The 26991-nt window shown below is 67.8% G+C and carries 24 protein-coding genes; 12 read left to right on the forward strand and 12 right to left on the reverse strand.

What is annotated here, in order from left to right:
- Nucleotide 1: 1 nt before the first annotated feature.
- Nucleotides 2-706: a CoA transferase subunit A gene (locus tag BLS50_RS01015; protein ID WP_011545238.1), complete on the reverse strand. Its 705-nt coding sequence runs from the start codon at nucleotides 704-706 to the stop codon at nucleotides 2-4.
- A 220-nt stretch (nucleotides 707-926) separates the two neighbouring features.
- On the opposite strand from BLS50_RS01015, the gene BLS50_RS01020 reads away from it, so the two are divergent.
- On the forward strand, nucleotides 927-1472 hold the full coding sequence (locus BLS50_RS01020) for a LuxR C-terminal-related transcriptional regulator (RefSeq protein WP_012328362.1): 546 nt from the start codon (nucleotides 927-929) through the stop codon (nucleotides 1470-1472).
- A 117-nt stretch (nucleotides 1473-1589) separates the two neighbouring features.
- On the opposite strand, the gene BLS50_RS01025 is transcribed toward BLS50_RS01020, so the two are convergent.
- Together BLS50_RS01025 and BLS50_RS01030 are read right to left on the reverse strand one after the other, a co-directional pair.
- Nucleotides 1590-2030 carry an acyl-CoA thioesterase gene (locus tag BLS50_RS01025; protein WP_011545237.1) on the reverse strand — a complete coding sequence of 147 codons (441 nt, stop codon included), beginning with the start codon at nucleotides 2028-2030 and terminating at the stop codon, nucleotides 1590-1592.
- 32 nt (nucleotides 2031-2062) lie between these two features.
- Complete coding sequence (locus tag BLS50_RS01030) at nucleotides 2063-2845, reverse strand: SDR family oxidoreductase (RefSeq protein ID WP_011545236.1); 783 nt, start codon at nucleotides 2843-2845, stop codon at nucleotides 2063-2065.
- Nucleotides 2846-3024: 179 nt separating this feature from the next.
- Here BLS50_RS01030 and BLS50_RS01035 point away from each other — a divergent pair, with 179 nt between their 5' ends.
- Nucleotides 3025-4698: an electron transfer flavoprotein-ubiquinone oxidoreductase gene (locus tag BLS50_RS01035; RefSeq protein WP_027810268.1), complete on the forward strand. Its 1674-nt coding sequence runs from the start codon at nucleotides 3025-3027 to the stop codon at nucleotides 4696-4698.
- A gap of 148 nt (nucleotides 4699-4846) precedes the next feature.
- Here BLS50_RS01035 and aroC read toward each other — a convergent pair whose 3' ends face one another.
- The 3 genes from aroC to BLS50_RS01050 form a co-directional block, all read right to left on the reverse strand.
- The gene (aroC, locus tag BLS50_RS01040; RefSeq protein ID WP_006476200.1) at nucleotides 4847-5947 is read right to left on the reverse strand and encodes a chorismate synthase; all 1101 of its coding nucleotides are present in this window, start codon (nucleotides 5945-5947) and stop codon (nucleotides 4847-4849) included.
- A gap of 289 nt (nucleotides 5948-6236) precedes the next feature.
- Nucleotides 6237-8171, reverse strand: coding sequence for an MFS transporter (locus BLS50_RS01045; protein ID WP_074800051.1), 1935 nt, complete (start codon nucleotides 8169-8171; stop codon nucleotides 6237-6239).
- A gap of 139 nt (nucleotides 8172-8310) precedes the next feature.
- Nucleotides 8311-8766, reverse strand: coding sequence for a CBS domain-containing protein (locus BLS50_RS01050; protein ID WP_006488504.1), 456 nt, complete (start codon nucleotides 8764-8766; stop codon nucleotides 8311-8313).
- 157 nt (nucleotides 8767-8923) lie between these two features.
- On the opposite strand from BLS50_RS01050, the gene BLS50_RS01055 reads away from it, so the two are divergent.
- The gene (locus BLS50_RS01055) at nucleotides 8924-9241 is read left to right on the forward strand and encodes an Mpo1-like protein (protein ID WP_006476203.1); all 318 of its coding nucleotides are present in this window, start codon (nucleotides 8924-8926) and stop codon (nucleotides 9239-9241) included.
- Between the two features lie 16 nt (nucleotides 9242-9257).
- Here the strand turns inward: BLS50_RS01055 and BLS50_RS01060 are convergent, their stop codons facing one another.
- On the reverse strand, nucleotides 9258-10586 hold the full coding sequence (locus BLS50_RS01060; protein ID WP_074800054.1) for a YihY family inner membrane protein: 1329 nt from the start codon (nucleotides 10584-10586) through the stop codon (nucleotides 9258-9260).
- Nucleotides 10587-10731: 145 nt separating this feature from the next.
- Here BLS50_RS01060 and wrbA point away from each other — a divergent pair, with 145 nt between their 5' ends.
- From wrbA to BLS50_RS01080, 4 genes are read left to right on the forward strand one after another with little or no spacing between them, the layout of a single operon-like run.
- Complete coding sequence (gene wrbA / locus BLS50_RS01065) at nucleotides 10732-11352, forward strand: NAD(P)H:quinone oxidoreductase (RefSeq protein WP_006476205.1); 621 nt, start codon at nucleotides 10732-10734, stop codon at nucleotides 11350-11352.
- Complete coding sequence (locus tag BLS50_RS01070) at nucleotides 11349-11741, forward strand: DUF2069 domain-containing protein (protein WP_074800057.1); 393 nt, start codon at nucleotides 11349-11351, stop codon at nucleotides 11739-11741. Before wrbA ends, BLS50_RS01070 begins: the two co-directional genes overlap by 4 nt.
- Nucleotides 11742-11759: 18 nt before the next feature.
- Complete coding sequence (locus tag BLS50_RS01075) at nucleotides 11760-13181, forward strand: FAD-binding oxidoreductase (RefSeq protein WP_074800060.1); 1422 nt, start codon at nucleotides 11760-11762, stop codon at nucleotides 13179-13181.
- A 25-nt stretch (nucleotides 13182-13206) separates the two neighbouring features.
- Nucleotides 13207-14037, forward strand: coding sequence for a metallophosphoesterase (locus tag BLS50_RS01080; protein WP_074800063.1), 831 nt, complete (start codon nucleotides 13207-13209; stop codon nucleotides 14035-14037).
- Between the two features lie 58 nt (nucleotides 14038-14095).
- Here BLS50_RS01080 and BLS50_RS35810 read toward each other — a convergent pair whose 3' ends face one another.
- Entirely contained in the window at nucleotides 14096-14248 is a 153-nt protein-coding gene (locus BLS50_RS35810; protein ID WP_006476208.1) for a hypothetical protein, read from the reverse strand.
- A 117-nt stretch (nucleotides 14249-14365) separates the two neighbouring features.
- On the reverse strand, nucleotides 14366-15307 hold the full coding sequence (locus BLS50_RS01085) for a LysR family transcriptional regulator (RefSeq protein ID WP_027814359.1): 942 nt from the start codon (nucleotides 15305-15307) through the stop codon (nucleotides 14366-14368).
- Nucleotides 15308-15464: 157 nt separating this feature from the next.
- Between BLS50_RS01085 and BLS50_RS01090 the strand changes: the two genes are divergently transcribed.
- The 4 genes from BLS50_RS01090 to BLS50_RS01105 are packed head-to-tail and all read left to right on the forward strand — an operon-like array spanning nucleotide 15465 to nucleotide 20349.
- Nucleotides 15465-17042 (forward strand): efflux transporter outer membrane subunit, encoded by a 1578-nt coding sequence (locus BLS50_RS01090; RefSeq protein WP_080486852.1) that lies wholly within the window; start codon nucleotides 15465-15467, stop codon nucleotides 17040-17042.
- Nucleotides 17043-17056: 14 nt separating this feature from the next.
- Nucleotides 17057-19261 (forward strand): FUSC family protein, encoded by a 2205-nt coding sequence (locus BLS50_RS01095; RefSeq protein ID WP_074800069.1) that lies wholly within the window; start codon nucleotides 17057-17059, stop codon nucleotides 19259-19261.
- Nucleotides 19258-19461: a DUF1656 domain-containing protein gene (locus tag BLS50_RS01100; RefSeq protein ID WP_006476212.1), complete on the forward strand. Its 204-nt coding sequence runs from the start codon at nucleotides 19258-19260 to the stop codon at nucleotides 19459-19461. The genes BLS50_RS01095 and BLS50_RS01100 overlap by 4 nt, the downstream gene beginning before the upstream one ends.
- Nucleotides 19462-19473: 12 nt before the next feature.
- A complete protein-coding gene (locus BLS50_RS01105) occupies nucleotides 19474-20349 on the forward strand; it encodes an efflux RND transporter periplasmic adaptor subunit (RefSeq protein ID WP_074800072.1) in 876 nt (291 codons plus the stop codon).
- Between the two features lie 21 nt (nucleotides 20350-20370).
- Here the strand turns inward: BLS50_RS01105 and BLS50_RS01110 are convergent, their stop codons facing one another.
- Nucleotides 20371-22044, reverse strand: coding sequence for a methyl-accepting chemotaxis protein (locus BLS50_RS01110; RefSeq protein ID WP_074800075.1), 1674 nt, complete (start codon nucleotides 22042-22044; stop codon nucleotides 20371-20373).
- A 405-nt stretch (nucleotides 22045-22449) separates the two neighbouring features.
- On the opposite strand from BLS50_RS01110, the gene BLS50_RS01115 reads away from it, so the two are divergent.
- Complete coding sequence (locus tag BLS50_RS01115) at nucleotides 22450-23688, forward strand: MFS transporter (RefSeq protein WP_069232543.1); 1239 nt, start codon at nucleotides 22450-22452, stop codon at nucleotides 23686-23688.
- A gap of 72 nt (nucleotides 23689-23760) precedes the next feature.
- Here BLS50_RS01115 and BLS50_RS01120 read toward each other — a convergent pair whose 3' ends face one another.
- Both BLS50_RS01120 and BLS50_RS01125 read right to left on the reverse strand, forming a co-directional pair.
- Nucleotides 23761-24555, reverse strand: coding sequence for a 5'-methylthioadenosine/adenosylhomocysteine nucleosidase (locus BLS50_RS01120; protein WP_412668059.1), 795 nt, complete (start codon nucleotides 24553-24555; stop codon nucleotides 23761-23763).
- A complete protein-coding gene (locus BLS50_RS01125) occupies nucleotides 24555-26918 on the reverse strand; it encodes a UvrD-helicase domain-containing protein (protein WP_074800081.1) in 2364 nt (787 codons plus the stop codon). The genes BLS50_RS01120 and BLS50_RS01125 overlap by 1 nt, the downstream gene beginning before the upstream one ends.
- Nucleotides 26919-26991 lie beyond the last annotated feature (73 nt).

Raw genomic sequence — 26991 nt, forward strand, 5'->3', positions numbered from 1 at the left:
GTCAGTCTCCTTTCGCGCGTACGACGCGTTGTTCGATGCGTTTTTCGGGCGTCGCGTTCAGCACGATGCGCTGCACGAAGATCCCCGGCGTATGGACCTGATCCGGATCGAGCGTACCGTTCTCGACGATCTCCTCGACTTCGACCACGGTGATCTTGCCGGCCATCGCGCACATCGGGTTGAAGTTGCGCGCGGTGCGGCGATAGATCAGGTTGCCGGACTTGTCGGCCTTCCACGCCTTGACGAGCGCGACGTCGGCCGTCAGCGACGGCTCGAGCACGTAGTGGCGATCGCCGAACTGGCGCGTCTCCTTGCCTTCCGCGATCACGGTGCCGTAGCCGGTATTCGTGAAGAACGCGGGGATGCCCGCGCCGCCCGCGCGCAGCTTTTCGGCGAGCGTGCCCTGCGGCGTGAATTCGAGCTCGAGTTCGCCGGCCAGGTACTGGCGCTCGAACTCCTTGTTCTCGCCGACGTACGACGAGATCATCTTCTTGATCTGGCGCGTTTCCAGCAGCAGGCCGAGGCCGAAACCGTCGACGCCTGCGTTGTTGCTGATGCAGGTGATGCCCTTGACCGCCGAATCGCGCAACGCCGCGATCAGCGCCTCGGGAATCCCGCACAGGCCGAAGCCGCCCACCGCGAAGGTCTGTCCGTCACGGACGATCCCCTCCAGCGCGGCAGCCGCGCTTGGATAGACTTTGTTCATCAGTTGTCCCTTCCTCTATGGAAACCAGCAAAACCGGTTCACGCGCCACGTGGCGCAAGCCCGCCGCACCATTCTATGCATGCGCGGCGATGCCTGCGTCGAAGCACGCTGTTTTTATGTCGCGACACACCGCCGCGAGATGCCTGAAAGGGTACGATGCGGCGCGGATGCGGCACAATACGCAAAAATACATAAGCATTTCCCTCCGCCTGCCTGCGCCATGCCCGATCTCGATTACCAGACCGCCTTCCACCTCGCGCCGCTCGGCCTCGTGCTGTCGCGCGACCGCGTGATCGAGGACTGCAACGACGCGCTCGCGTCGATCTTCCGCTGCGCACGGGCCGACCTGATCGGGAAATCGTACGCGGTGCTCTACCCGTCCACGGACGAATTCCAGCGAATCGGCGAGCGCATCGCACGCGTGATGGTCGCGAACGGCGTCTACTCGGATGACAGAATCATGAAGCGCGCCGACGGCGAACTGTTCTGGTGCCACGTGACGGGCCGCGCACTCGACCGCACCGCGCCGCTCGCGGCGGGCGTCTGGACCTTCGAGGATTTGAGTGCGACGCGCCGCGTCGCGGTCGAGCTGACCCCGCGCGAGCGCGAGATCGCCGCCCAGCTCGCGACCGGCAAGACCAGCAAGCAGATCGGGCGCGTGCTCGACATCAGCTCGCGCACGGTCGACATCTACCGCGCCCGGCTGATGCGCAAATACGGGACGAACAATACGCCGGAGCTGCTGCAGCGCCTGCTCGGGCAGTGAGCGCGCATTGCGTCGCAGCGCTCGAATGACGATCGGCCGCACGCGGCGGCCGACCGGGGGAAACAACGGGCACGGCGCGCCACCGGCGACCCGGTGCCGGCCTGCCGGTAGGCACGCTCAGCCGACTTTCGCCGCGAGCGCGCGCTCGATCGTGTCGCGCAGCAGGGGCGGCAGCGGCACCGACTTGCCGAGCGCGTAGTCGACCCACACGCAGCGCGCGTTACCGCGTGCGTAGACATGCTGCGGATCGTCCGCGCGCGTGAGCTCGAACCCGGTATCGAAACTGCTTCGGCCGGGCTTCGCGGCCGACATCCTCGCGATCACGTCGCCCGGATAGTGCAACTGCTTGAGGAATTCCATCGACGCGGTGACGATGACGGGCCCCTGCCCCTCGCCGTTGCCGCCGGCAATGCCGAGCTGCTCGAACCACGAGATCCGCGCCTGCTCCATGTAGCGGAAATAGACCGTGTTGTTCACATGGCCGAACGCGTCCATGTCGCCCCAGCGGATCGGCATCGACATCTCAAAAACGGGGGAGTAATCGCTTGTTGCGCTCATTGCAGTCTTCTTTGTTGCTGAATGTCACCCGCTCAGGCGAGGCCGAAGCCGTCGTCCGCGGAGATGATCGAGCCATTGATGAACTGCGACTCGTCGGCCGCGAGCAGCAACAACAGCCCGTCGAGATCCTGCGGCTTGCCGACACGCCGGCGCGGCAGCATCGACTGCAGCTTCTGGCCCTGCTCGGTTTCCCACAGGTAATGATTGATTTCGGTATCGATATAGCCCGGGCAGATCGCGTTCACGTTGATCCCGTGACGGCCCCACTCCAGCGCCATCGCGCGCGTCATCTGCACGACCGCGGCCTTGCTCATCGCGTACAGCCCGATTTGCGGGAACACGCGCAGCCCGGCCACCGACGCGATGTTGATGATCCGGCACGGCGGCTTGCCGTTGCCGCCGCCGTTCGCGCGCATGATCATCCGCTTCGCGACTTCCTGCGCGACGAAAAATGCGCCGCGCGTGTTCGTATCGAACACGAACTCGAAATCCGCCGGCGTCACGTCGACGAGCTTCTGCATCGTCGACACGCCCGAATTGTTCACGAGAATGTCGATCGTGCCGGCTTCCGTCTCCGCATGCGCGACGGCCGCCTTGATGCTCTGGACATCGGTCACGTCGAGCGACACGACGTGCGCGGCGCCACCCGCCGCCTCGATCTCCGCGCGCAGCTCCTTCAGGCGCTCGACGCGGCGGCTCGCGAGCACGACCTTCGCGCCGGCTTGCGACAGTACCTGCGCAAAACGCTGCCCGAGGCCGCTCGACGCGCCCGTCACCAGCGCAACCTTGCCTTCCAGATTGATCGATCGACCCATTTGACCATCCCCTTTCGATGTCGTTTCGCCAGCCCCGGCGGCGCAGCCCGGGCGGCATTACCCTAGCACAAAAAATAGAACGATCGTGCTAATCTACCCGCATGTTGTTGCGGCAAGCGTTTCGTTTCGCAGACAATACGCTCCCGAATAAAAGCATTCTAACGGTTAGAGGAACGCCAATGACCCCCGCAAGCCTCATCGAGCAATACGGCCCGCGCGAATCGATGGAATACGACGTCGTGATCGTCGGCGGCGGCCCCGCCGGGCTGTCGGCGGCGATCCGGCTCAAGCAGTTGGCCGCCGAGAAAGGCACCGAGATCGGCGTGTGCGTGCTCGAGAAGGGTTCCGAGATCGGCGCGCACATCCTGTCGGGCGCGGTGATGGACCCGCGCGCGATCACCGAGCTGTTTCCCGACTGGAAGGAGCGCGGCGCGCCGCTCGACGTCGAGGTGACGGAAGACCGCTTCCTGTTCCTGTCCGAGAAGAGCGCGGTGACCACGCCGAACTGGGCGCTGCCGGACAACTTCAAGAATCACGGCAACTACGTGATCTCGCTGGGCAACGTCACGCGCTGGCTTGGGGCACAGGCCGAGGCGCTGGGCGTCGAGATTTTCCCCGGCTTCCCCGCCGCGGAAATTCTTTACAACGACGACGGCTCGGTCAAAGGCGTCGCCACCGGCAACATGGGCGTGGGCAAGGACGGCGAGCCGACCGAGAACTTCCAGCTCGGCATGGAGCTGCATGCGAAGTACACACTGTTCGCCGAAGGCTGCCGCGGCCATCTGGGCCGCCAGCTGATCTCGAAGTTCAAGCTCGACGCGAACGCCGATCCGCAGGCGTACGGGATCGGCATCAAGGAACTGTGGGAAATCGACCCGGCCAAGCACAAGCCGGGCCTCGTGATCCACACGGCCGGCTGGCCGCTGAAGTCCGACACGTACGGCGGCTCGTTCCTGTATCACATGGACAACAACCAGGTGGTGGTCGGCTTCGTGGTGGGCCTCGGCTACACGAACCCGTACCTGTCGCCGTTCGAGGAATTCCAGCGCTACAAGACGCATCCGTCGATCCGCGCGTTCCTCGAAGGCGGCAAGCGCGTGTCGTACGGCGCACGCGCGATCACGGCCGGCGGCCTGCTGTCGCTGCCGAAGACGGTGTTCCCGGGCGGCGCGCTGATCGGCGACGACGCGGGCTTCCTGAACGCATCGCGGATCAAGGGCAGCCACGCGGCGATCAAGACCGGCATGCTGGCAGCGGACGCCGCATTCGACGCGGTGCAGGCCGGCCGCCAGTCGGATGAACTCAATGCGTACCCGGATGCGTTCAAGCAATCGTGGCTGTACACGGAGCTGTACCGCGCGCGCAACTTCAAGCAGTGGATGGCCAAGGGCCTGTACCTCGGCACGCTGATGGTGGGGCTCGAGCAGAAGGTGATGGGCGGCAACGTGCCGTGGACGCTGCATCACCAGCACGCGGACCACGAGATGCTGAAGCCGGCGTCGCAGTGCGAGCCGATCGCGTATCCGAAGCCGGACGGCAAGCTGACGTTCGACCGGCTGTCGTCGGTGTTCATCTCGAACACGAACCACGAGGAGAACCAGCCGGCGCACCTGACGCTGAAGGACGCGAGCGTGCCGGTGAACGTGAACCTGCGCACGTACGCGGGGCCGGAGGCGCGCTTCTGCCCGGCGGCGGTGTACGAGTTCGTGAAGAACGACGACGGCGGCGAGCGCCTCGTGATCAACGCGCAGAACTGCGTGCACTGCAAGACCTGCGACATCAAGGACCCGACGCAGAACATCGTGTGGGTCACGCCCGAAGGCGGCGGCGGGCCGAATTATCCGAACATGTAACCTGCCGGAACGCGCCGCCACGAGCGGCGCGTTTTGCGTCGGTCACTGCGAACCGCCATAAACGAAACGGGGCGCTGCATCACGCAGCGCCCCGCTTGCATTCATCGCTCCACTGCCGAGGCGACACAGGGCGCCCCGCCCGCCTCTATCAGGTCGCGCTGCCCGCGATCTTCGGCGTCGACGTCTCGACGTCGCCGCACTGCGCGCGATGGCGCAGCGCATGATCGATCAGCACCAGCGCGAGCATCGATTCGGCGATCGGCGTCGCACGAATGCCGACGCACGGATCGTGGCGGCCGAAGGTTTCGACCGTCGCCTCGTCGCCGCTCTTCGTGATCGAGCGGCGCGGCGTGCGGATGCTCGACGTCGGCTTGATCGCGATCGACACGGTGATGTCCTGCCCCGTCGAAATCCCGCCGAGCACGCCGCCCGCGTGGTTGCCGACGAAGCCGGCCGGCGTCAGTTCGTCGCCGTGCACCGAGCCGCGCTGCGCGACGCTGTCGAAACCCGCGCCGATCTCGACGCCCTTCACCGCGTTGATGCTCATCATCGCCTTCGCGATATCGGCATCGAGCCGGTCGAATACCGGTTCGCCCCAGCCGACCGGCACGCCCGACGCGACGACGTCGATGCGCGCGCCGATCGAATCGCCATCCTTGCGCAGCGCATCCATGTACGCTTCGAGCTCCGGCACGACCGCCGCGTTCGGCGAGAAGAACGGATTCTCGTGCACGTACGACCAGTCGACGAACGGCACGTCGATTTCGCCGAGGCCGCTCATGTAGCCGCGCACCTCGACCCCGAAGCGCTCGCGCAGCCACTTCTTCGCGACCGCGCCCGCGCCGACGATCGGCGCGGTCAGGCGCGCGGACGAGCGACCGCCGCCGCGGTAGTCGCGGATGCCGTATTTCTGCCAGTAGGTGTAGTCGGCGTGGCCGGGACGGAACGTCTCGACGATGTTGCCGTAGTCCTTGCTGCGCTGGTCGGTGTTGCGGATCAGCAGCGCGATCGGCGTGCCGGTCGTCACGCCTTCGAACACGCCCGACAGGATCTCGACCTCGTCGGCCTCCTGCCGTTGCGTCACGTGTCGCGACGTGCCCGGCTTGCGGCGATCGAGTTCGATCTGGATATCGGCTTCGGTCAGCCCCATCCCCGGCGGGCAGCCGTCGATCACGCAGCCGATCGCGGGACCGTGCGATTCGCCGAAGGTCGTGACAGTGAAAAGCGTGCCGAGGGTATTGCCGGACATGATGGAACCGCCCAAAAGAGAAATGGGCAAACCGATGCGCTGCCGGGGCCGCAGGCAGGCCGATCGTTTGCCGGTCGAGAAAAAGAGGTAAACCGCTATTATGCCAGCCGTCCCGGGCCCGCGGGCCGCGTGAACCGTTCAGACCACACGGGCGGGCGCGGATAAGGGCAGAGGCAACGCGGTACGGCGATCGCAGGCCCTCGGCGTTACGCGCGGGAGCCGCCGAACCGCGGCCCCCATCCCGGCCCGGCGCGCGGATCGATCATTCCGCGCCGGACTCGGCGCCCGCCTACTTCCGCGCGCCGCGCAGTTCGGTCACCGCCGCCTGCAGCGCCTCGGGCGTCGCCACCGACGCGGGAATCGGCTCGCCGACCGCCAGCGTCAGCCGGCTCATCACGCCGCGCTTGATCGGCCGCGGCATCCGCGCATCGGAATGCCGCGAAAAATAGCTGCCCCACAGCCCGCGCAGCGCCATCGGGATCACCGGCGCCGGCGTGCGGCTCAGGATCTCGGTGATACCGTGGTGGAACGTGTTGATGTCGCCCGTCTTCGTCAGCTTGCCCTCGGGGAAGATACACACGAGCTCGCCGTCCTTCAGCGCGGCCTCGCAGAGGTCGTACGCACGCGCGAGCATCGCGGGGTCCTCGTGGCGCGGGGCGATCGGAATCGCCTTCGCATGCCGGAATACCCAGCTCGCGAAACGCGTCTTGAAGATCCGGTGATCCATCACGAACCGAATCGGACGCGGGCTCGCGGCGGCCAGCACCAGCGCATCGACGTAGCTGACGTGGTTGCACACGAGCACCGCCGCCCCTTCCGCCGGAATCCGCTCCGCGTGCACGAGGCGAATCCGGTAGAAGGTATGCACGAGCACCCACGCGACGAAGCGCAGCAGAAACTCGGGCACGAGCAGGTAGATATACGTCGCGACCACGACGTTCAATAGCGCGGTGACGAGGAACAGCCCCGGGATGTCGACCCCGGCCTTGGTCAGCCCCATCGCCATCAAGGCCGACAGGATCATGAACAGCGCGTTCAGGATGTTGTTCGCGGCGATGATCCGCGCGCGGTGCGTCGGCGCGCTGCGGCTCTGGATCAGCGCGTACAGCGGCACGCTGTAGAAGCCGCCGAACATCGCGAGCAGGAACAGGTCGGCGAGGATGCGCCAGTGGCGCGCACCGGCCAGGAATTCGCCGACCGACAGCAGATGGCCGGGCGACGACAGCGCATGGCTCGCGAAATACAGCTCGATCGCGAACACGCTGATGCCGATCGAGCCGAGCGGCACGAGGCCGATCTCGACGCGCCGCTGCGACAGCCGCTCGCACAGCAGCGAGCCGAGGCCGATGCCGACCGAGAACGTCGCGAGCAGGATCGTGACGACGTCGGGGCTCGCGGACAGCACGTCCTTCGCGAAATTGAAGAACGACGTGAGGAAGGTCGCGCCGACGAACCACAGCCACGAAATGCCGAGCAGGCTCAGGAACACCGTGCGGTTCTGGCGCGCGAGGCCGAGGTTGCGCCAGGTTTCGCTGACCGGGTTCCAGTTGATCACGAGGTCGGGCTGCGGCGCGGGTGTCGACGGCACGCGCTGCGCGACGAGCCGCCCGGCCAGCGCGATGACGACGACGCTCACCGCGAGCACGCGCTCGCCGCTGCCTTCGATGCCGGCGGCCGCGCCGCCGATGATCGTGCCGATCAGGATCGCGATGAACGTGCCCATCTCGACGAGCCCGTTGCCGCCGACCAGCTCATGTTCGCCGAGATGCTGCGGCAGGTACGAATACTTGACGGGCCCGAACAGCGTCGAGTGCATCCCCATCATGAACGTGCACAGATACAGCAGCGTCGCGCTGTGCGTGACGAAGCCGGCCGCGCCGACCAGCATCAGCACGATCTCGAACGATTTCACGAAGCGCGTGAGGGTCGCCTTGTCGTATTTGTCGGCGATCTGGCCGGAGGTGGCCGAGAACAGCACGAACGGCAGGATGAAGATCGCGGAAATCAGGAACGCGGCCGTTTTCGCATCGACGCCGGAGAACCGCGCGGTGTGATACGTGACGAGCGACGTGAAACCGATCTTGAAGACGTTGTCGTTCAGCGCACCGAGGAACTGGGTCGTGAAGAACGGCGCGAAGCGGCGCTCGCGCAGCAGGTCGAACTGCGATGCGTGGGCGCGACGTTCGTCGCGCCGCCCCGAAGTGGCTTGCGTGTGATCGCTCATGCGGAATACGCGCGCATCGTCTGGGCGATGCTGCGCGGGCCTCGTGTTGTCGTTGAAAAAACGGCGGCGCAGGACATGCCTGCGCCGCCGCGTGCCGGATGGCGGCGCCCATGCATCGACGTGCCGGGCGCGGCGCGATTCACGGCTTGTGCGCTTCGGCTTCCGATTCCGGCCAGTCGCGGATGTACGCCTTCAGCATCCGGTTCTCGAAGCTCTGCGCCTCGACGACCGTCTTCGCGACGTCGTAGAACGAAATGACGCCCATTAGCACCTTCTTGTCGAGCACCGGCATGTAGCGTGCGTGACGCTCGAGCATCATCCGGCGCACTTCGTTGACGTCCGTTTCCGGCGTGCACGTGAGCGGCTCGTCCATCACCTTGCGCACCTGCACGTCGCCGATCGCGCCGCCGTTCACGTGCAGGCGCAGGATGATCTCGCGAAACGTCAGCATCCCGACGAGATCGCCGTACTCCATCACGACGAGCGAACCGATGTCGTGTTCGGCCATCGTATCGACCGCTTCGCGCAGCGGCTTATCGGGCGTCACCGTAAACAGCGTGTTGCCCTTCACTTTCAGAATATCGCTGACGCGCATCGTAGTCCCCTCATGCTTGAATGCAAAATCTCTTTCGATCCTATCGGAAAGCCTGTCAAAAGGAAAGCACGGGCCGGCGCGGCGGCCCGCCACCGCTTGCGGACGCGGGCCGCCGGCCGCACAATGGCCCCATGAACAGCGGCCCGAGGAGACGGCCATGGCGCATACGCATACGGAGCAATTCGCCAGCTTCGCTGACTTCTACCCGTATTACCTGAACGAGCACCAGAACCTGACGTCGCGGCGGCTGCACTTCATCGGCTCGCTCGGCGTGATCGGCTGCGTCGCGATGGCGGTCGCGACCGGCCACTGGCTGTGGCTGCCGGCGGCGGTCGTCTGCGGCTACGGGTTCGCGTGGGTCGGACACTTCTTCTTCGAGAAGAACCGCCCGGCCACGTTCCGGCACCCGATCTACAGCCTGATGGGCGACTGGGTGATGTTCAAGGACATCTGCACCGGCAAGATCCCGCTGTAGCCGCCTGACCCCGCCTTCAGGCAGGCCGCGGCGGCTGCGCGTGCGCGTCGGCCACGCCCGGCGCCGGTGCGGCGCTGCCGCCCGGCTGCCCGCCCGCGAGCCGGTGCGCGGCGATCAGCGATGCGAGCGTCACGTCGAACCGGTCGTTCGACAGCACGTCGAGCAGCGCAGCCCCGTCGACGTGGCTGCGGCGCCGCTGGAGTTGGTAGGTCAGCTCGGTGCGATCGATCACCAGCACGTCGAACAGTTGCGCGAGCGTCAGCTGCTCCGGGTTCGCGAGCAGGATATAGCGCGGCGTGGTCTCCCCGCCGCCGTCGAGCCGCGCGACCCATTCGCGCTCCTCCATCGTCGTCAGCAATCGCTGCGCGGTTTCCATGTCGCAGCGCAGCATCGTCGCGAGCCGCAGCGCCGTGTAGCCGCGCTTGCCGGCCGCGCGCGCTTCGGCGAGCCGCGCGAGCAGCTCGAGCGCGTCGAGCAGGTCGCTGCCCGGATAGTGGATCCGGTGGAACTGGCCGACGCGAATCGCCGGCAGCGCCGACGCCACCATCGCGCCCAGCAGCGCGATGAACCAGCTCAAATACACCCACAGCAGGAACACCGGCAGCGCCGCGAACGCGCCGTAGACGGCCGTATAGGTCGGAATGCGCCGCACGTAGTAGCCGAAGCCGCGCTTCGCGAGCTCGAACGCGATGGCCGCGAACAGCCCGCCGATCACCGCGTCGCGCCATGCGACCGTGCAGTTCGGCAGATACACGTACAGCAGCGTGAACGCGAGCACCGTCAACGGCAGCGATGCCAGCGCGAGCAGCCACTCAACCATCGACGTGGACGGCCCCGCGCCGGTGAACGCGAGCGATTGCGTGAACAGGTACGACGAGATCGACAGGCTCACGCCGAACAGCAAGGGCCCGAGCGTGATCAGCGCCCAGTACGCGAGCACGCGCTGTGCGAACGGCCGCGGCTTGCGCACGCGCCAGATCAGGTTGAACGCCGATTCGATCGTCATCATGGTCATCACCGACGTGACGACGAGCACGATCAGGCCCGCCGTGGTCAGCCCCTTGGCCTTCGACGCGAACTGGTTCAGGTACTTGAAGATCTGGATGTTGAACTGCGCGGGCATCAGGTGATCCGCGAGGAACCCCTGCAGCGAGATCTGGAACGACGCGAACATCGGGAACGCGGTGAACAGCGCGAACGCGACCGTCAGGAGCGGCACGAGCGCCAGCAGCGTCGTGAAGGTCAGGCTGCCCGCCACTTGCGGGATGCGATCCTCGGCGCTGCGCCGGGCCGCGAACTGCGCGAGGCGCTTGATGGTGTCGAGATCGACGCTCAACTTCGGCAAACGGCTTCTCCTTCTCGATGCTGCGCGCGTCACGGCGCGCCGCCGCCGCGCAGCGCGACGGCTTCAGCCCCTATAATAGCCGCTCGATTCCAGCAGGGGCCGACTGCACCGGGCACGCGCGCGGCCGCACGCGGCTCCGTCGCCCATGAAAGACATCCTCGTCCTCTATTACAGCCGTCACGGCGCCACGCGCGATCTCGCGCTCGCGATCGCGAACGGCATCGACAGCGTGCCGGGCATGCAGGCCCGCATCCGCACCGTGCCGCCCGTGTCGGCCGTCTGCGAAGCCACCGCCCCCGACATCCCGGCCGACGGCCCGCCCTACGCGGAACTACGCGACCTCGAGGAATGCGCGGGCCTCGCGCTCGGTTCGCCGACCCGCTTCGGCAACATGGCCGCGTCGCTCAAGTATTTCCTCGACGGCACGACGCCGCAATGGCTGTCGGGCGCGCTCACCGGCAAGCCGGCGAGCGTGTTCACGTCGACGGGCAGCCTGCACGGCGGCCAGGAGTCGACGCTGCTGTCGATGATGCTGCCGCTGCTGCATCACGGGATGATGATCGTCGGAATCCCTTACACCGAATCCGCCCTGAGCACGACACGTACCGGCGGCACGCCGTACGGCGCGTCGCACGTCGCGCAGCACGACCGCTCGGCGCCCGCCGGGCTGTCGGCGGACGAGAAGGCGCTCGCGGCCGCGCTCGGCGTACGGCTCGCACGCGCCGCCGCGGCCCTCGCCAGCGCCCAGGCCGCCGAGGCGGCATGAACGCCCCCGCCCGCCCCGCCATCGCGGCCCGGCCGCGCTACGCGCTGGCCGCCGCCGCGTGTCTCGTCGCGCTGATCGCGCTGTCGCTCGCGTGGGAGCTGTGGCTCGCGCCGCTGCGCCCGGGCGGCTCCGCGCTGATGCTCAAGGCCGTGCCGCTTGCGCTCGCGCTGCCCGGCGTCTGGCGGCGTAACATCTATACGATGCAGTGGGCGAGCATGCTGATCCTCGTCTATCTCGCCGAAGGCATCGTGCGCGGCATGTCCGATCGCGGGCTGTCCGCGACGCTCGGCTGGTGCGAGACCGCGCTTGCCGTCGGCTTCTTCGTGGCGGCGCTGGCTTACGTCGCGCCGTTCAAGCGCGCGGCGAAAAAACCGCGCGCCACGTCCTGACCCTTACGCGACAAGGTGATGATGTCCTCCGAAGCTTTCGTTTCCGCGTGCCGCGACGCGATCGGCGCCGACCACGTGCTGACCGATCCGCACGATACCGAACCGTTCCTGACCGACTGGCGCCGCCGCTACAAGGGCGCGGCGTGCGCGGTGCTGAGGCCCGCGAACACGGCCGAAGTCGCCGCGCTCGTGAAGCTCGCCAACGCGCACGGCGTCGCGCTCGTGCCGCAAGGTGGCAACACGGGCCTCGCCGGCGGCGCGACGCCCGATGCAAGCGGCAGCCAGGCCGTGCTGAGCCTGGCGCGCCTGAACCGCGTGCGCGCGCTCGATCCGCACAACAACACGATCACCGTCGAAGCCGGCGTGATCCTCGCCGACGTGCAGGCGCGCGCCCGAGAAGGCGGCCGGCTGTTCGCGCTGAGCCTCGCGGCGGAAGGCAGCTGCACGATCGGCGGCAACCTGTCGACCAATGCGGGCGGCACCGCGGTGCTGCGCTACGGCAACGCGCGCGAGCTGTGCCTCGGCCTCGAGGTCGTGACGCCGCAGGGCGAGATCTGGGACGGGCTGCGCGGACTGCGCAAGGACAACACCGGCTACGACCTGCGCGACCTGTTCATCGGCGCCGAAGGCACGCTCGGGATCATCACGGCGGCCGTGATGAAGCTGCATCCGCTGCCGGCCGCGCAGGTCACGGCGCTGGCCGCGCTCGAATCGCCGCACGCGGCGCTCGATTTCCTCGCGCTCGCGCAGCGCGCGGCCGGGCCGCTGCTGACCGGCTTCGAGCTGATGTCGGATTTCTGCATGCAGCTGGTGGGCAAGCACTATCCGCAACTGCGCTACCCGTTCGCGCAGACGCATGCGCAAACGGTGCTGCTGGAGCTGTCCGACAACGAAAGCGAAGCGCATGCGCGCGCGCTGTTCGAGAAGCTGATGGAAGACGCGTTCGAGGCCGGGCTCGTGGTCGACGCGGTGGTCGCGGAGAACCTTGCGCAGTCGCGCGCGTTCTGGGGCCTGCGCGAGCACATCCCGCTCGCGCAGGCCGACGAAGGGCTCAACATCAAGCACGACATCGCGGTGCCAATCTCGTCGATCGCACGCTTCATCGACGAGACCGACGCGGCGATCCAGCAGGCCGCGCCGGGCGCGCGCATGGTCACGTTCGGCCACCTCGGCGACGGCAACCTGCACTACAACGTGCAGACGCCCGAAGGCGGCGATCCGAAGGCGTTCCTCGCGGAATTCCAGAAGCCGATCAACCGGATCGTCTACGACAACGTGCATCGCCATCACGGCACGATCAGCGCGGAGCACGGCATCGGCCAACTGAAGATCGACGACGCGCAACGCTACAAGTCGCCGGTCGAAACCACGCTGATGCGCACGCTGAAGACCGCGCTCGACCCGCGCGGCCTGATGAATCCCGGCAAGGTCCTGCGCTGACGCCGCCTACTCAGGAGCCAAGCCCGTGAAAGTCCGCGTCCTGTCCGACCTGCATCTCGAAAACAACCTGCCCGACGCGATCCCGCATGCCGATGCGGATCTCGTCGTGCTGGCCGGCGACATCCACAATCACGCGGAAGGCCTGCGCTGGGCCGCCGAGACGTTCGACCCGGCGGTGCCCGTGGTCTACGTGCCGGGCAACCACGAGTACTACGACGGGGAATTCGGCGCGCTGGAGACGGCGATGCGCGACGCGGCGCATGCGCTCGACAACGTCCATTACCTGAACAACGGCGTCTACGTCGATCCCGCCCAACGCTTCCGCGTGCTGGGCACGACGCTCTGGGCCGATTTTTCGCTGTTCGGCCGGGACGAAGCCAGCGTCGCGCGTGCGATCGACGCCGCGCTGCGGGTGATGCTCGATTTCAAGGGACTGATCCAGGTGACGTGGCCGCACGACGCGGCATTGCATACGGCAGCGGGGGCGCCGGAACGGGATTTCGCGCCGGCCGACGCGATCGCGCTGCACCGGCGGGGCCGCGCATGGCTGGAAACGCAACTGGCGGCGCCGTTCGCGGGCAAGACGATCGTCGTCACCCATCATGCGCCGCACCGGCGCTCGCTGGCGGAACGCTATGCGGAGGATCTGGCGTCGGCGGGGTTCGTCACGGACATGGCGGAACTGGTGCGACCGCCGGTGGATCTGTGGCTGCACGGCCACACGCATACGTCATTCGACTACGTGGCGGACGGTGGCACGCGCGTGGTGTGCAATCCGCGCGGCTACCTTCACCGGCGCACCGGCGAATGGGAAAACCCCGCGTTCGCGTGGGACAAGGTCGTCGAGCTCGACTGAGCGCCGGCCCGGGCGGCCGCGTGGCGCGGCCTTGCCTGTCTGAAACGTGACGGCGGGATCAGCGGCCGGGGCGGCGCGGCTCGCGCACGCGGACCGGCACGGGCTTCATCTGCGCCTTCGCCTTCATCGCACGCAGCAGGTCGCGGGTCGCCGCCGCGGCGGCAGCCGCGCCCAGCAGGACGCCAAGGCCGATCATCAGGTGCGTATCCATCGCTACTCCGGTGTGGTGTATCTCGTTAATTCCAACAGTATCAAACTGTCTGACACACGTTCGTAAAAAAATGTTGCGTGAAGGACAAATCTCGTCAGATGGCGGCCGACCGCGCGGTCATGTCGCACGCGTGTACTGTTCGAGCGCCGCTTCGTCGGCTTCGAGCGTGAGCGGCAGCTCTTCGCGCAGGAAATCGACCCAGGTCCGGATTTTCGCGTCGAGGTACTGGCGCGACGGATACAGCGCATAGATGTTCATCACGTGCGACCGGTACTCGGGCATCACGCGCACGATGTGCCCGCTGCGCAGCCAGCCGATCGCCGAATAGAGCGGCAGCCCGCCGATCCCCATCCCCTCCCGCACGGCCACCGCGAGCGCCTCCGCGACGTTCACGCGGAACGGCGGCGCCGTGATCGGCACGACCTCGTCGCCGTTCGGCCCCGCCAGCGCCCATTCGTCGAAGTGAAAGCCCGGCGCGACCATCCCGAGGCACACGTGCTGCGCGAGATCGGCCGGCCGCTGCGGCACGCCGTGCGACTCGACATAACCCGGCGATGCGCACACGACGCTGTAGCTCTCGCCGAGCCGCTGCGACACGAGCCCCGAATCGGGCAGATCGCGGCCGACGACGATCGCGACGTCGTAGCCCTCGTCGAGCAGGTCGGGCATCCGCTGCGCGAGCGTCAGCTCGACGTGCACGTCCGGATAGCGCTCGCGATAGCGCGCGATGGCCGGCACCAGATAGTGCTGGCCGAGGCTCGTGAAGCAATGGACCTTCAGCTTGCCGGACGGACGCGCGTGCGCGTCGCCCGCCTCGGCTTCGGCCTGGTCGACGTAAGCGAGGATCTGTTCGCAGCGCTGCAGATAGCGCTCGCCCGCTTCGGTCAGCGCGATCCGGCGCGTCGTGCGGTTCAGGAGACGCGTGCGCAGGTGGGCCTCGAGATCCGAGACCGCGCGCGACGCGTAGGCGGTGGTCGAATTCATCTGCTGGGCGGCCGCGGTAAAGCTTCCCGCGTCCACCACGCGGACGAATACCCGCATGTTTTGTAGCGTATCCATCCCATTACCCGTTTGAATCCGGAGGGATTGTTGCACAGGGTCCAACAAATATTATCTCAGGATTCGTAAAAATGACTTGCACCGTTGTCCGTTTATTCAGGAATCACTGAAAAATATAATCGCCTCCGACTCATCTATATCCGAAAGGGAGAAAATCGTGCAGTCTCCGGCGACAAAAGGGACGCTCGCACTGGCGGTTCTTGCAGTCTCATTAATAATGGCCGGTTGCGCGAGCATGGGCGACAACAAAACCCAGTCCACTCGCATCGAAGCGAACGCACTCGACGCCGGCGCGGCCATCCGCGCGGCCGACCGCGACGCGGGCTGGCCCGCCGCCGACTGGTGGCGCGCGTACCGCGATCCCCAGCTCGATGCATGGATCGCCGCCGCCCAGGCCGGCAACCCGACCCTCGCGGCCGCCGAGGCCCGCGTGCGCGAAGCGCAGGCGATGGCGCGCGTCGCCCGCTCGGCCGAACTGCCGCAGATCAACGGCAACCTGTCGCTGATGCGCCAGCACTGGCCGGACAACGTGTACTACGGCCCGGGGCCGCTCGCGAACGCCGATACCTGGAACAATACCGGCTCGCTCGGCCTGTCATACCACCTCGATCTGTGGGGCAAGGACAAGAACGCGACCGAGCGGGCGCTCGACACCGCGCATGCGACTGCCGCCGACGCGCGCGCGGCGAAGCTCGAACTCGAAGTCAACGTGGTGCGCGCGTATGTCGGCATGTCGATGAACTACGCGCTGCTGGACCTCGCGCACGAGACGTTCGAACGCCAGCGCTCGCTCGCCGATCTCGCGCGCAAGCGGCTGCAGGCCGGCCTCGGCACGCAGCTCGACGTGAGCCAGGCGGAATCGACGCTGCCCGACTACGAGCGCCAGATCGACAGTTACGAAGAGGCGATCCAGCTCGCGCGCCACCAGCTCGCCGCACTGGCCGGCAAGGGCCCGGGCGCCGGCGACACCATCAAGCGGCCGCAGCTTGCGCTCGATGCGCCGGCCGGCCTGCCGTCGGCGATGCCGGCCGACCTGCTCGGCCGCCGCCCCGACGTCGTCGCGGCGCGCTGGACGGTCGACGCGCAGGCGCGCGGCATCGACGTCGCGAAGGCGTCGTTCTACCCGAACATCGACCTGCTCGCGACGGTCGGCGGCTTCGGCGTGACCGCGCCGTTCACCGACTTCCTGCGCGCGATGAACGGCGGCTGGACGGCCGGCCCCGCGCTGTCGCTGCCGATCTTCGAAGGCGGCCGGCTGCGGGCGCAGCTCGGCGCCGCGAACGCCGGCTACGACCAGGCGGTCGAGCGCTACAACCAGACGATCGTCGGCGCGCTCAAGGACATCGCCGACCAGGTCGTGCGAATCCGCTCGCTCGATACGCAGAAGAAGGACGCCGCGCGCTCGGTGGCGGCCAACAATCGCAGCTATCAACTGTCGCGCGAAGGCTTCCGCCGCGGGCTGACCGATTACGTAAACGTGCTGGTCGCGCAACAGCAACTGCTGCGCGCGCAGGAGACGGCCGCCCGCATCGACGCGGAACGCCTCGCCGCGCACGCGCAGCTGATGGCCGCGCTCGGGGGTGGGGTCGAGACGGGCAGCGACGTGCCGAAGGACGAAGCCGGCGCCGCGGTTGCCGCGCTCGCCGCCGCGTCGGGCACGAAGCCCGCGGCAGCCGTCGCCCGGCCTGCGGAAGTCGCCACCACCGGCGCGTCCGGCGTGCCGGCCGCACGGTAACGCGGAGCGTCGCCATGTCAGCCTCCTCCCCCGCTTCAACGCCCGCCGGCGGCCCGTTCGCGGCCTGGTATGCCGCATTCGGCGACTGGGCCCGCACCGACGGCGCCGCGTGGCTCTATCTGTTCAAGGCGCTGCTCGCCGCGTTCATCGCGACCGGCGTGTCGATGCGGCTCGACCTGCCCGCGCCGAAAACGGCGATGACGACGGTGTTCATCGTGATGCAGCCGCAAAGCGGCGCGGTGCTCGCGAAAAGCTTCTATCGCGTCGCCGGCACGATCTTCGGATTGATCGCGACGCTCACCTTCGTCGGGCTGTTCCCGCAGCAGCCGCAGCTGTTCCTGCTGGCGGTCGCGCTGTGGGTCGCCCTGTGCACGGCCGGCGCCGCGCGCAACCGCAACTTCCGCAGCTACGGCTTCCTGCTGGCCGGCTACACGACCGCGCTGATCGGGCTGCCCGCGTCGCAACACCCGGACGGTGCGTTCATGAGCGCGATGACGCGCGTGGCCGAAATCATGGTCGGGATCGTGTCGGCCGGCGTGGTCAGCGCCCTCGTGTTTCCGCGGACCACCGGCGAGCAGATGCGCACGACGGTGCGCAAGCGCTTCGGCAACTTCGTCGACTACGTCGCGGCAGCGCTGTCGGGCCAGCTCGACCGCGCGCATATCGAAACCATTCATACGCGCTTCGTCGCCGACGTGGTCGGGTTCGAAGCCGCGCGCAGCATGGCCGTGTTCGAGGACCCGGACACGCGGATGCGCAGCGGCCGCCTTGCGCGGCTGAACAGCGAGTTCATGAGCGCGTCGAGCCGCTTCCATGCGCTGCACCAGTTGATGAACCGGCTGCATGCGGCCGGCGCGCAGGCCGCGATCGACGCGATCGAGCCGTACTTTCGCGAGATCGCCCCGCTGCTGCTGACGCCGGCCGGCGAACCGGTGCGCACGTCGGCCGATGCCGGCCACGCGGCCACGCAACTGCTCGCGTGGCGCGACGCACTGCCGCGCCGCATCCGCGCGACGCGCGCGGCGCTCGAAACGCAGCCGGACTTTCCGCTGCTCGACTTCGATACGGCCGCCGAACTGCTGTACCGCTTCATCACCGACCTGCACGAGTACGCGGCCACCTACGCATCGCTGTCGAGCGCGACGCACGAACGCGAACGCTGGATCGAGCGCTACGAGCCGCGCACCAATGCGACGGCGATGGTGATCGCGGCGATTCGCACCGCGACCGTGATCCTCGTGCTCGGCTGGTTCTGGATCGAGACCGCGTGGCCGAGCGGCGTGACGATGACGCTGACGGCGGCGGCCACCTGCGCGCTCGCGTCGTCGACGCCGCGCCCCACCGCGATGTCCGCGCAGATGGGCATGGGCACGGCGCTCGCCGTCTGCACGGGCTTCCTGCTGACGTTCGGCATCTATCCGCACATCGACGGCTTCCCGCTGCTGTGCGTCGCGCTGGCGCCGCTGCTCGCGATCGGCATCTTCATGACGCTGAAGCCGAAGCTCGCCGGCTACGGGATGGGCTACCTGATCTTCTTCAGCTTCCTCGCCGGCCCGGACAACATCACGCACTACGATCCGACCAGCTTCATGAACGATTCGCTCGCGCTCGTGCTGGCGATGCTGGCGTCGGCGATCGCGTTCGCGGTGCTGTTCCCGCCGACCGCGCCGTGGCACAAGAAGCGGCTGTTCGCGGACTTGCGCCACCAGGCCGTCGCGGCCGGCCACGCGCGGCTCGCGGGTTTGCGCACGCGCTTCGAAAGCGGCGCGCGCGACCTGATGTACCAGGCGCACACGCTGTCGGCCGACCAGCCCGACGTGCAGCGCGACGCGCTGCGCTGGATGTTCGCGGTGCTCGAAACCGGTAACGCGACGATCGACCTGCGTCACGAGCTCGCGACGCTGCCGGCCGACCCGCGCTATGCGCCGGCGATGCCGTGGCGGCGCGCGATCGACACGATGCGCACCGCGCTGTCGGCATTGTTCACCCGGCCGAGCGCCGCGCGTTTCGACGCGACGCTCGCCGCGACCAATGCGGCGATCGACGCGACCCGGCAAACGCTCGATGCGGTCGAGCCGTCGCGCGACGAGCGCCACCGGCTGCAGCGCATCCTGAGCCACCTGCATTTCGTGCGGACCGCGCTGCTCGACCCGGAATCGCCGCTCGAGCCGCTCAACCGCAACCGCCCCGTGCATCCCCAACCAGGAGCCTCGTCATGATGCCGCGTGAAATCGCCATTCTCGATGCCTACATGCCGACGGTGGTGCTGATGTTCGTCCTCGGCGCGATCGCGACCTGGGCTGTCGACCGCCTGCTCGCCTATACGGGCCTCTACCGTCTCGTCTGGCACCCGTCGCTGTTCCGGGCCTGCCTTCTCGTCTGCATTTGCGGCGGACTGAGTCTTGCCGTTTACCGTTGATTCCGAACCATCATGATTCTCAGAAAACTCTTCGGCTTCGTCGCGACCGCCATCATCCTTCTCGTCGCGATCCTGATCGGGCACTCGCTGTGGGTGCACTACATGGACGATCCGTGGACGCGCGACGGGCGCGTGCGCGCCGAGATCGTCAACGTCGCGCCGGACGTGTCGGGCGCGATCGTCGAGCTGCCCGTGCATGACAACCAGCTCGTGAAGAAAGGCGACCTGATCATGCAGATCGACCCGTCGCACTACCAGATCGCGGTCGAGCAGGCGCAGGCGGCGGTGGCCGCCCGCCGCGCGGAACTGCAGATGCGCCGCGACGACGCGGCCCGCCGTGCGGACCTCGATGCGCTCGTCGTGTCGAAGGAAAACCGCGAGAACGCCGCGCACAGCGCGTCGAGCGCCGACGCGCAGTATCAGCAGGCGCTCGCCGCGCTCGACGCCGCGAAGCTCAACCTCGAGCGCACGCGCGTCGTCGCGCCGGTCGACGGCTACATCACGAACCTGCAGACCTTCAAGGGTAACTATGCGGTGGCCGGCCAGGCGAAGCTCGCGATCGTCGACAGCCACTCGTTCTGGGTCTACGGCTACTTCGAGGAAACCAAGCTGCCGCGCGTGAAGATCGGCGCGCCGGCCGAAATGCGGCTGATGAGCGGCGGCGTGATGAAGGGCCACGTGGAAAGCATCTCGCGTGGTATCTACGATCGCGACAACCCGCAAAGCCGCGACCTCGTTGCCGACGTGAACCCGACCTTCAACTGGGTGCGCCTCGCGCAGCGCGTGCCGGTGCGCATCAAGATCGACGAAGTGCCGGCCGACGTGGTGCTGTCGGCGGGCACGACCTGCACGGTCATCATCGATCCCGACAAGCAGAAGAAGTCGTAATCGCCGGGGCGTGCCGCACGCTCAGTGCGCGATGCGGAAACGCCCGACCAGCGCCTTCAGCGCCTGAGCCTGCTCGTCGAGCGCGTTCGCGGCAGCGGCTGCCTGTTCGACGAGCGCCGCGTTCTGCTGGGTGCCGGCATCCATCTGCGTGACCGCGCGGCCGATCTCGTCGATCCCCGCGCTTTGCTCGTCCGACGCCGCCGAAATCTCGCCGATGATGTCGGTCACGCGCTTGACCGCGCGCACCACGTCGCCCATCGTGCGGCCCGCGTCGTGCGCGAGCGCCGCGCCGTTGGCCACGCGCTCGACCGACGCGCCGATCAGTTCCCGAATCTCCTTGGCCGCGGTCGCCGAGCGCTGCGCGAGTAGCCGCACCTCGCCGGCGACCACCGAGAAGCCGCGCCCCTGCTCGCCGGCGCGCGCGGCCTCGACCGCCGCGTTCAACGCGAGAATGTTGGTCTGGAACGCGATCCCCTCGATCGTGCCGATGATGTCGCGAATGTTCTTCGCGCTGTCGTCGATCTCGCTCATCGTCGCGACCACGCGGCCGACGACTTCCCCGCCCGTCTCCGCGACCGCCGATGCATTGGCCGCGAGCGTGCTCGCCTGCCGCGCGTTCTCGGCGTTCTGCCGCACGGTCGACGTGAGTTGCTCCATGCTGGCGGCGGTGCGCTCGAGGGCGACGGCCTGCTGCTCGGTGCGCCGCGACAGGTCGAGGTTGCCGGTGGAGATTTCGCCGGACGCGGCCGCGATGGCCTCGGCGCTCACCGCGATCTCGCCCACGGTGGCCGCGAGCCCCGTCTGCATCTCGGCCAGCGCGCGCACCATGCTGTCGCGGTCGTGGCGGGCGAGCGTGATCGGCCGCGTCAGGTCGCCGCGCGCGATGTCCGCGGCAATCTCCTTCGCGAGCGCGGGCTCGCCGCCGAGCTGCGACGCGAGGCGCCGCACGACGCGCTCGGCAATCACGACGGCCAGCACGATCAGCGCGGCCGTCATCGCCGCGATCATCGCGAACGACGACGAAAAAATGGTGGCGGACGCATCGAGTGTCGCCTTCGACTTCTCGCCGCGCGTCTTCACGAGTTCGGCGACGAGTTTTTCGAGCTTGCCGGTTTCGACCAGCAGCGACACGTCCTGCGTGCCGACCTGCCAGTTCATCTGCGACAGGTCGAGCGGCTGGGCGCGCACCAGCGTGACGAAATCGCGCAGATGCGTGCTCCACGTGCCGACCGCCGTCGAGAAGGCGTGCAGCCGCGCCGAATCGCCGGCATCGGCCGGATCGGCATAGCGCTGCAGCGTGCCGAGCGCCTGACCGATCGACGCGAGCCCCGCGCTCACCTCGGCGCCGAGTTCGTCGCGCTCCTTCGCGGTGGTCGCGGTCAGCAGCATTTTCTGCGCGCGGCTCGCGCGCAACACCTCGGCCCGCACCTCCGCCGCCGCGCGGCTCGCGACGTGGCCCTGCTCGTAGACCGACGCGATCGACGCGTTCAGCCGGCTGATCTGCCACAGCGAGAACACGCCGATCGCGAGCGTGCCGACCAGCAGGATCGCGAACGCGGCGCGCAACGTCGCCTTGACGGTCCACGGCCGACGCGTACGACGCGCCGCGCGCGTGCGCCGAGCGGCGCGGCCGGCGGCAACGGCGGGTGCGGCGGCGGCCGCACCGGGCTGTGGATGCAAAGATGCTGCTTTCATCGAACTATCCCCGTATGGATCACGCTGCCGGAAAGGTCGGTCCCGGCGGTCCCGCGATGGCAGGCCATGCCGCGCGTCCTGCGCCCGCCCGGCGGGTAGCCGGTGCGGGGCGCGGCGCGCCTGTTGTCATTGGGTCGTTCTACGGCCGCCATCGCCGTTTCTTGAGTCCGGAAAAACACGCCCCGGGCCCCGGCGCGGCCCGGCTGAAGGACGGACGCGCCGCCAGCGTTATACCCGTCCAAAAAAGGACGCACCGACCGATCCGTCACACGAATGTCCGATTTGCGATAAAACTTGGCCTGACATTCTCGATACGCCACATTACACTTCTTTGACGCATCAACGAATCGACAACGCGCCGATCCCCAACAGAGCGCGCCAGCCACCTCAACTCGTTCAGCTCACATGGAAACCAGCCTCGACTCCGGAGCCGCCGGCGCAGCCGCCGCCCAGCCGTCCGCACCGCCCGTCGCCCGCACCATCTACCCGGTGCTCGGCGCGATCAGCTTCTCGCACATGCTCAACGACATGATCCAGTCGTTGATCCTCGCGATCTATCCGATGCTCAAGAGCCAGTTCGCGCTGTCGTTCGCGCAGATCGGCCTGATCACGCTCACTTACCAGATCACCGCGTCGCTGCTGCAGCCGCTCGTGGGCCTCTATACCGACAAGCATCCGAAGCCGTATTCGCTGCCGGTCGGCATGGGCTTCACGCTCGCGGGGCTGCTGCTGATGTCGGCCGCGCCGAATTTCCCGATGCTGCTGGTGGCCGCCGCGCTCGTCGGCTGCGGCTCGTCGGTGTTCCACCCCGAATCGTCGCGGGTCGCGCGGATGGCGTCGGGCGGCCGGCACGGGCTCGCGCAGTCGGTGTTCCAGGTGGGCGGCAATGCCGGCTCCGCGCTCGGGCCGCTGCTCGCCGCGCTCGTGATCATTCCGCACGGCCAGCACAGCATCGCGTGGTTCTCGGCGGCCGCGCTCGTCGCGATGATCGTGCTCACGCAGATCGGCCACTGGTACAAGAAGCATCCGTCGATGAAGAAGAAGGCCGCCTCGGCCGGCCACCCGACGCTGTCGCGCGGCCGCGTGATGGCCGCGATCGGCGTGCTGGTGCTGCTCGTGTTCTCGAAGTACTTCTACCTCGCGAGCATCAACAGCTATTTCACGTTCTACCTGATCGACAAGTTCCACCTGTCGGTGCAGGCCGCGCAGATCCACCTGTTCGTGTTCCTCGCGGCGGTGGCGGCCGGCACGCTGATCGGCGGGCCCGTCGGCGACCGGATCGGCCGCAAGTACGTGATCTGGGTATCGATCCTGGGCGTCGCGCCGTTCACGATGCTGCTGCCGTACGCGAACCTGTTCTGGACGAGCGTGCTGACCGTGATCATCGGCGTCGTGCTGGCGTCGGCGTTCGCCGCGATCCTCGTCTATGCGACGGAGCTGATGCCCGGCAAGGTCGGGATGGTCGCGGGCCTGTTCTTCGGCTTCGCGTTCGGCCTGGGCGGCGTCGGCGCGGCCGTGCTCGGCCAGCTCGCCGATGCGACGAGCATTCCGTTCGTCTACAAGGTGTGCTCGTTCCTGCCGCTGATCGGCGTGCTGACGGTGTTCCTGCCGAACCTCGAAAGCAGCCGGCGCAAAAAGGCGTGACGAACGACCGGCCGCCGCGTGCGCGCTGCGGCCGGTCGAATGGTTTGGACGGGAAAGTGCGAGACGGCGGCTTCAGGCCGCCGTCGTCGCATGCAGCGTCAGGAAGCGCTTGAGGATGCCGGACGAATAGCTGCTCGCGATCGCCGACAGAAAATGCGAGAACGACTGCGTCGCGTGATCGTCGGCCGTATCGGAGATCGTGCGCACGAGTGCGAACGGCACGTCGTGTTCCGCGCACACCTGCGCGATCGCCGCGCCTTCCATCTCGACCGCGAGCGCGTCCGGCAACGCGTCGCGCAGCGCGACGACCTCCCGCTCGCTCGACACGAAGCGGTCGCCGCTGATGACGAGCCCCGCGTGCAGCGCCGCGCCGGCGAGCCCGAAGCGCTCGGCGAATCGAGCGCCCTCTTCCTCGACGAACAGCGTGCATGCAGCCCGCAAGCGGGCCGTCAGCGCCGCGTCGGTCGCGAAACGCGTGATGCCGAGCAACGGCACCTCGTAGCGCGGAAAGAGCGGCGATGCATCGAGATCGTGCTGCAGCAGCGTATCGGCCACGACGACGTCGCCGACGCGCACCGTGCGCGACACGCCGCCCGCGACGCCGGTAAACACCACGCCCGACACGCCGAACACGTGGATCAGCGCGCTGACCGTCGCGGCGGCCGCGACCTTGCCGATCCGCGCGAGCGTGACGACGCAGGCCGCGCCGTGCACGGTGCCGACGTGATAATCGCGGCGGCCGAGCGTGACCGTCTTCATCGCGCCGTCGGCGCGCATCGCGGCGATCAGGTCGCCGAGTTCCTCGGGCAGCGCGGCCAGAATGCCGAGCGGACGGGCGGCAGGCGTCACGGCGAGGTCGACGTCCATCATTCCACCGCCTGCAGTTTCGCGACCGCGAGCGCGAGCCATTTCTCGCCGTGGCGCTTGAACTTCACCTGCGCCTTCGCATCGGTGCCGTTGCCTTCGAGCGCGGTGACCGTGCCTTCGCCGAACTTGGTGTGGAACACCTGCTGGCCGACCCGGAAGCCGGTGTCGGCCGCGCGCTGCTTGTTCGCGAACGCGGGCAGCGGCGCGGACACGGCCGCATCGACGATCTGCTCGCGGCTGCCGCCGCCCGGCCGCGCGAACCAGTCACGCCCGTAGCCGGCATTGTCCGAACGCCCGCCCCAGCGCGACCCGGCCTCGACCTTCGGCGTGAGCCACTTCAGCACGTGCTCCGGCAGTTCGTCGAAGAAGCGCGAGCGCACGTTGTAGCGGGTCTGGCCGTGCAGCATCCGGCTTTGCGCGAACGACAGGTAGAGCCGCTCCTTCGCACGCGTGATCGCGACGTACATCAACCGGCGCTCTTCCTCGAGGCCATCCGATTCGAGCACGCTGTTCTCGTGCGGGAACAGCCCCTCCTCGAGGCCCGTGATGAACACGGCCGAGAACTCGAGCCCCTTCGCCGCGTGCACGGTCATCAGTTGCACGGCGTCCTGGCCGGCCTGCGCCTGGTTGTCGCCGGCCTCCAGCGACGCGTGCGACAGGAAGCCGGCGAGCGGCGTCATCGTGTCGGGGTTCTGTGCGGGGTCGGCGGGCAACGCCGGGTCGAGCACGTCGACCGCCGGATCGTCGGTTGCGGTGCCGAGCTCGGGCGCCGCGATCGCACCCGCGCGCAGCGGGATCGAGCGGGCCGGCGTGTCGAGCCCGTAGCCTTCCTCGGCGATGAACGCGGTGGCCGCGTTCACGAGCTCCTGCAAGTTTTCGAGGCGATCCTGGCCTTCGCGCTCGCCCTGGTAGAAATCGGCGAGGCCGCTCGCACGCACGATGTGCTCGACGGTGTCGGGCAGGTTCATGTGCTGCGTGTCGGCACGCATCTTCGCGATCAGGTTCGCGAACCCGCCGAGGCTCGTGCCGGCCTTGCCGGTCACGTACGGAATCGCGGCGGCCATCGAGCAGCCGTACAGGCGCGCGGCGTCGGCCAGTTGCTCGACCGAGCGCGCACCGATGCCGCGGGTCGGGAAGTTCACGACGCGCGCGAATGCCGTGTCGTCGTTCGGGTTGTCGATCAGGCGCAGGTACGCGAGCGCGTGCTTCACTTCCTGCCGCTCGAAAAAGCGCAGGCCGCCGTACACGCGGTACGGAATGCCGGACGACATCAGCGTGTGCTCGATCGAGCGCGATTGCGCGTTGCTGCGGTACAGGACGGCCACTTCGCTGCGCGCCATCCCGGTATTGATCAGCGAACGGATCTCCTCGACGATCCAGCCGGCTTCCTGCGAATCGGTGCTGGCTTCGTACACGCGCACCGGCTCGCCGTGGCCGGCATCGGTACGCAGGTTCTTGCCGAGGCGGTGCGCGTTGTTCGAGATCAGCTGGTTCGCCGCGTCGAGGATGTTGCCGTGCGAACGGTAGTTCTGCTCGAGCTTGATCAGATTGCGCACGCGGAATTCGTCTTCGAAGTCGCGCATGTTGCCGACGTTCGCGCCGCGGAACGCATAGATCGACTGGTCGTCGTCGCCGACCGCGAAGATCGCGTTCTCGCCGCCCGCGAGCATCTTGAGCCACGCGTACTGCAGCTTGTTGGTGTCCTGGAATTCGTCGACGAGGATGTGCCGGAAGCGCGCCTGGTAGTGCGCGCGCAGCGGCGCGTTGTACGCGAGCAGCTCGTAGCAGCGCAGCAGCAGCTCGGGGAAATCGACGACGCCTTCGCGCTGGCACTGCTGGTCGTACGCCTGGTACAGCTCGACGAACTTGCGGTTGAAGTTGTCGGTCGCGTCGACCTTGTCCGGGCGCAGCCCCTGCTCCTTCGCGTTGTTGATGAAGTACTGGACGTTCTTCGGCGGGTACTTTTCGTCGTCGACGTTCGCCGCCTTCATCAGCCGCTTGATCGCGGACAGCTGGTCGGCCGTGTCGAGGATCTGGAAGGTCTGCGGCAGGCCGGCGTCGCGCCAGTGCGTACGCAGCATCCGGTTGCACAGGCCGTGGAACGTGCCGATCCACATCCCGCGCGTATCGATCGGCATCATCGCCGACAGGCGCGCCATCATCTCGCGCGCGGCCTTGTTCGTGAAGGTGACGGCAAGCACGGTGGGCGGCGACGCATAGCCCTGCTGGATCAGCCACGCGATGCGCGTGATCAGCACGCGGGTCTTGCCGCTGCCCGCCCCTGCGAGGATCAGCGCCGGTTCGTTCGGCAACGTGACGGCGGCGAGTTGTTCGGGGTTCAGATTGGCGAGCAGATCGGGCATGGAGCGGCGGCTAACGGGCGAGAAAAATGCGGACCCGACATTATAAGTCGGCCGCGCGATGCCGTTTCCGATC

It is taken from the genome of Burkholderia orbicola (assembly GCF_900100915.1).
Taxonomy (GTDB): domain Bacteria; phylum Pseudomonadota; class Gammaproteobacteria; order Burkholderiales; family Burkholderiaceae; genus Burkholderia; species Burkholderia orbicola.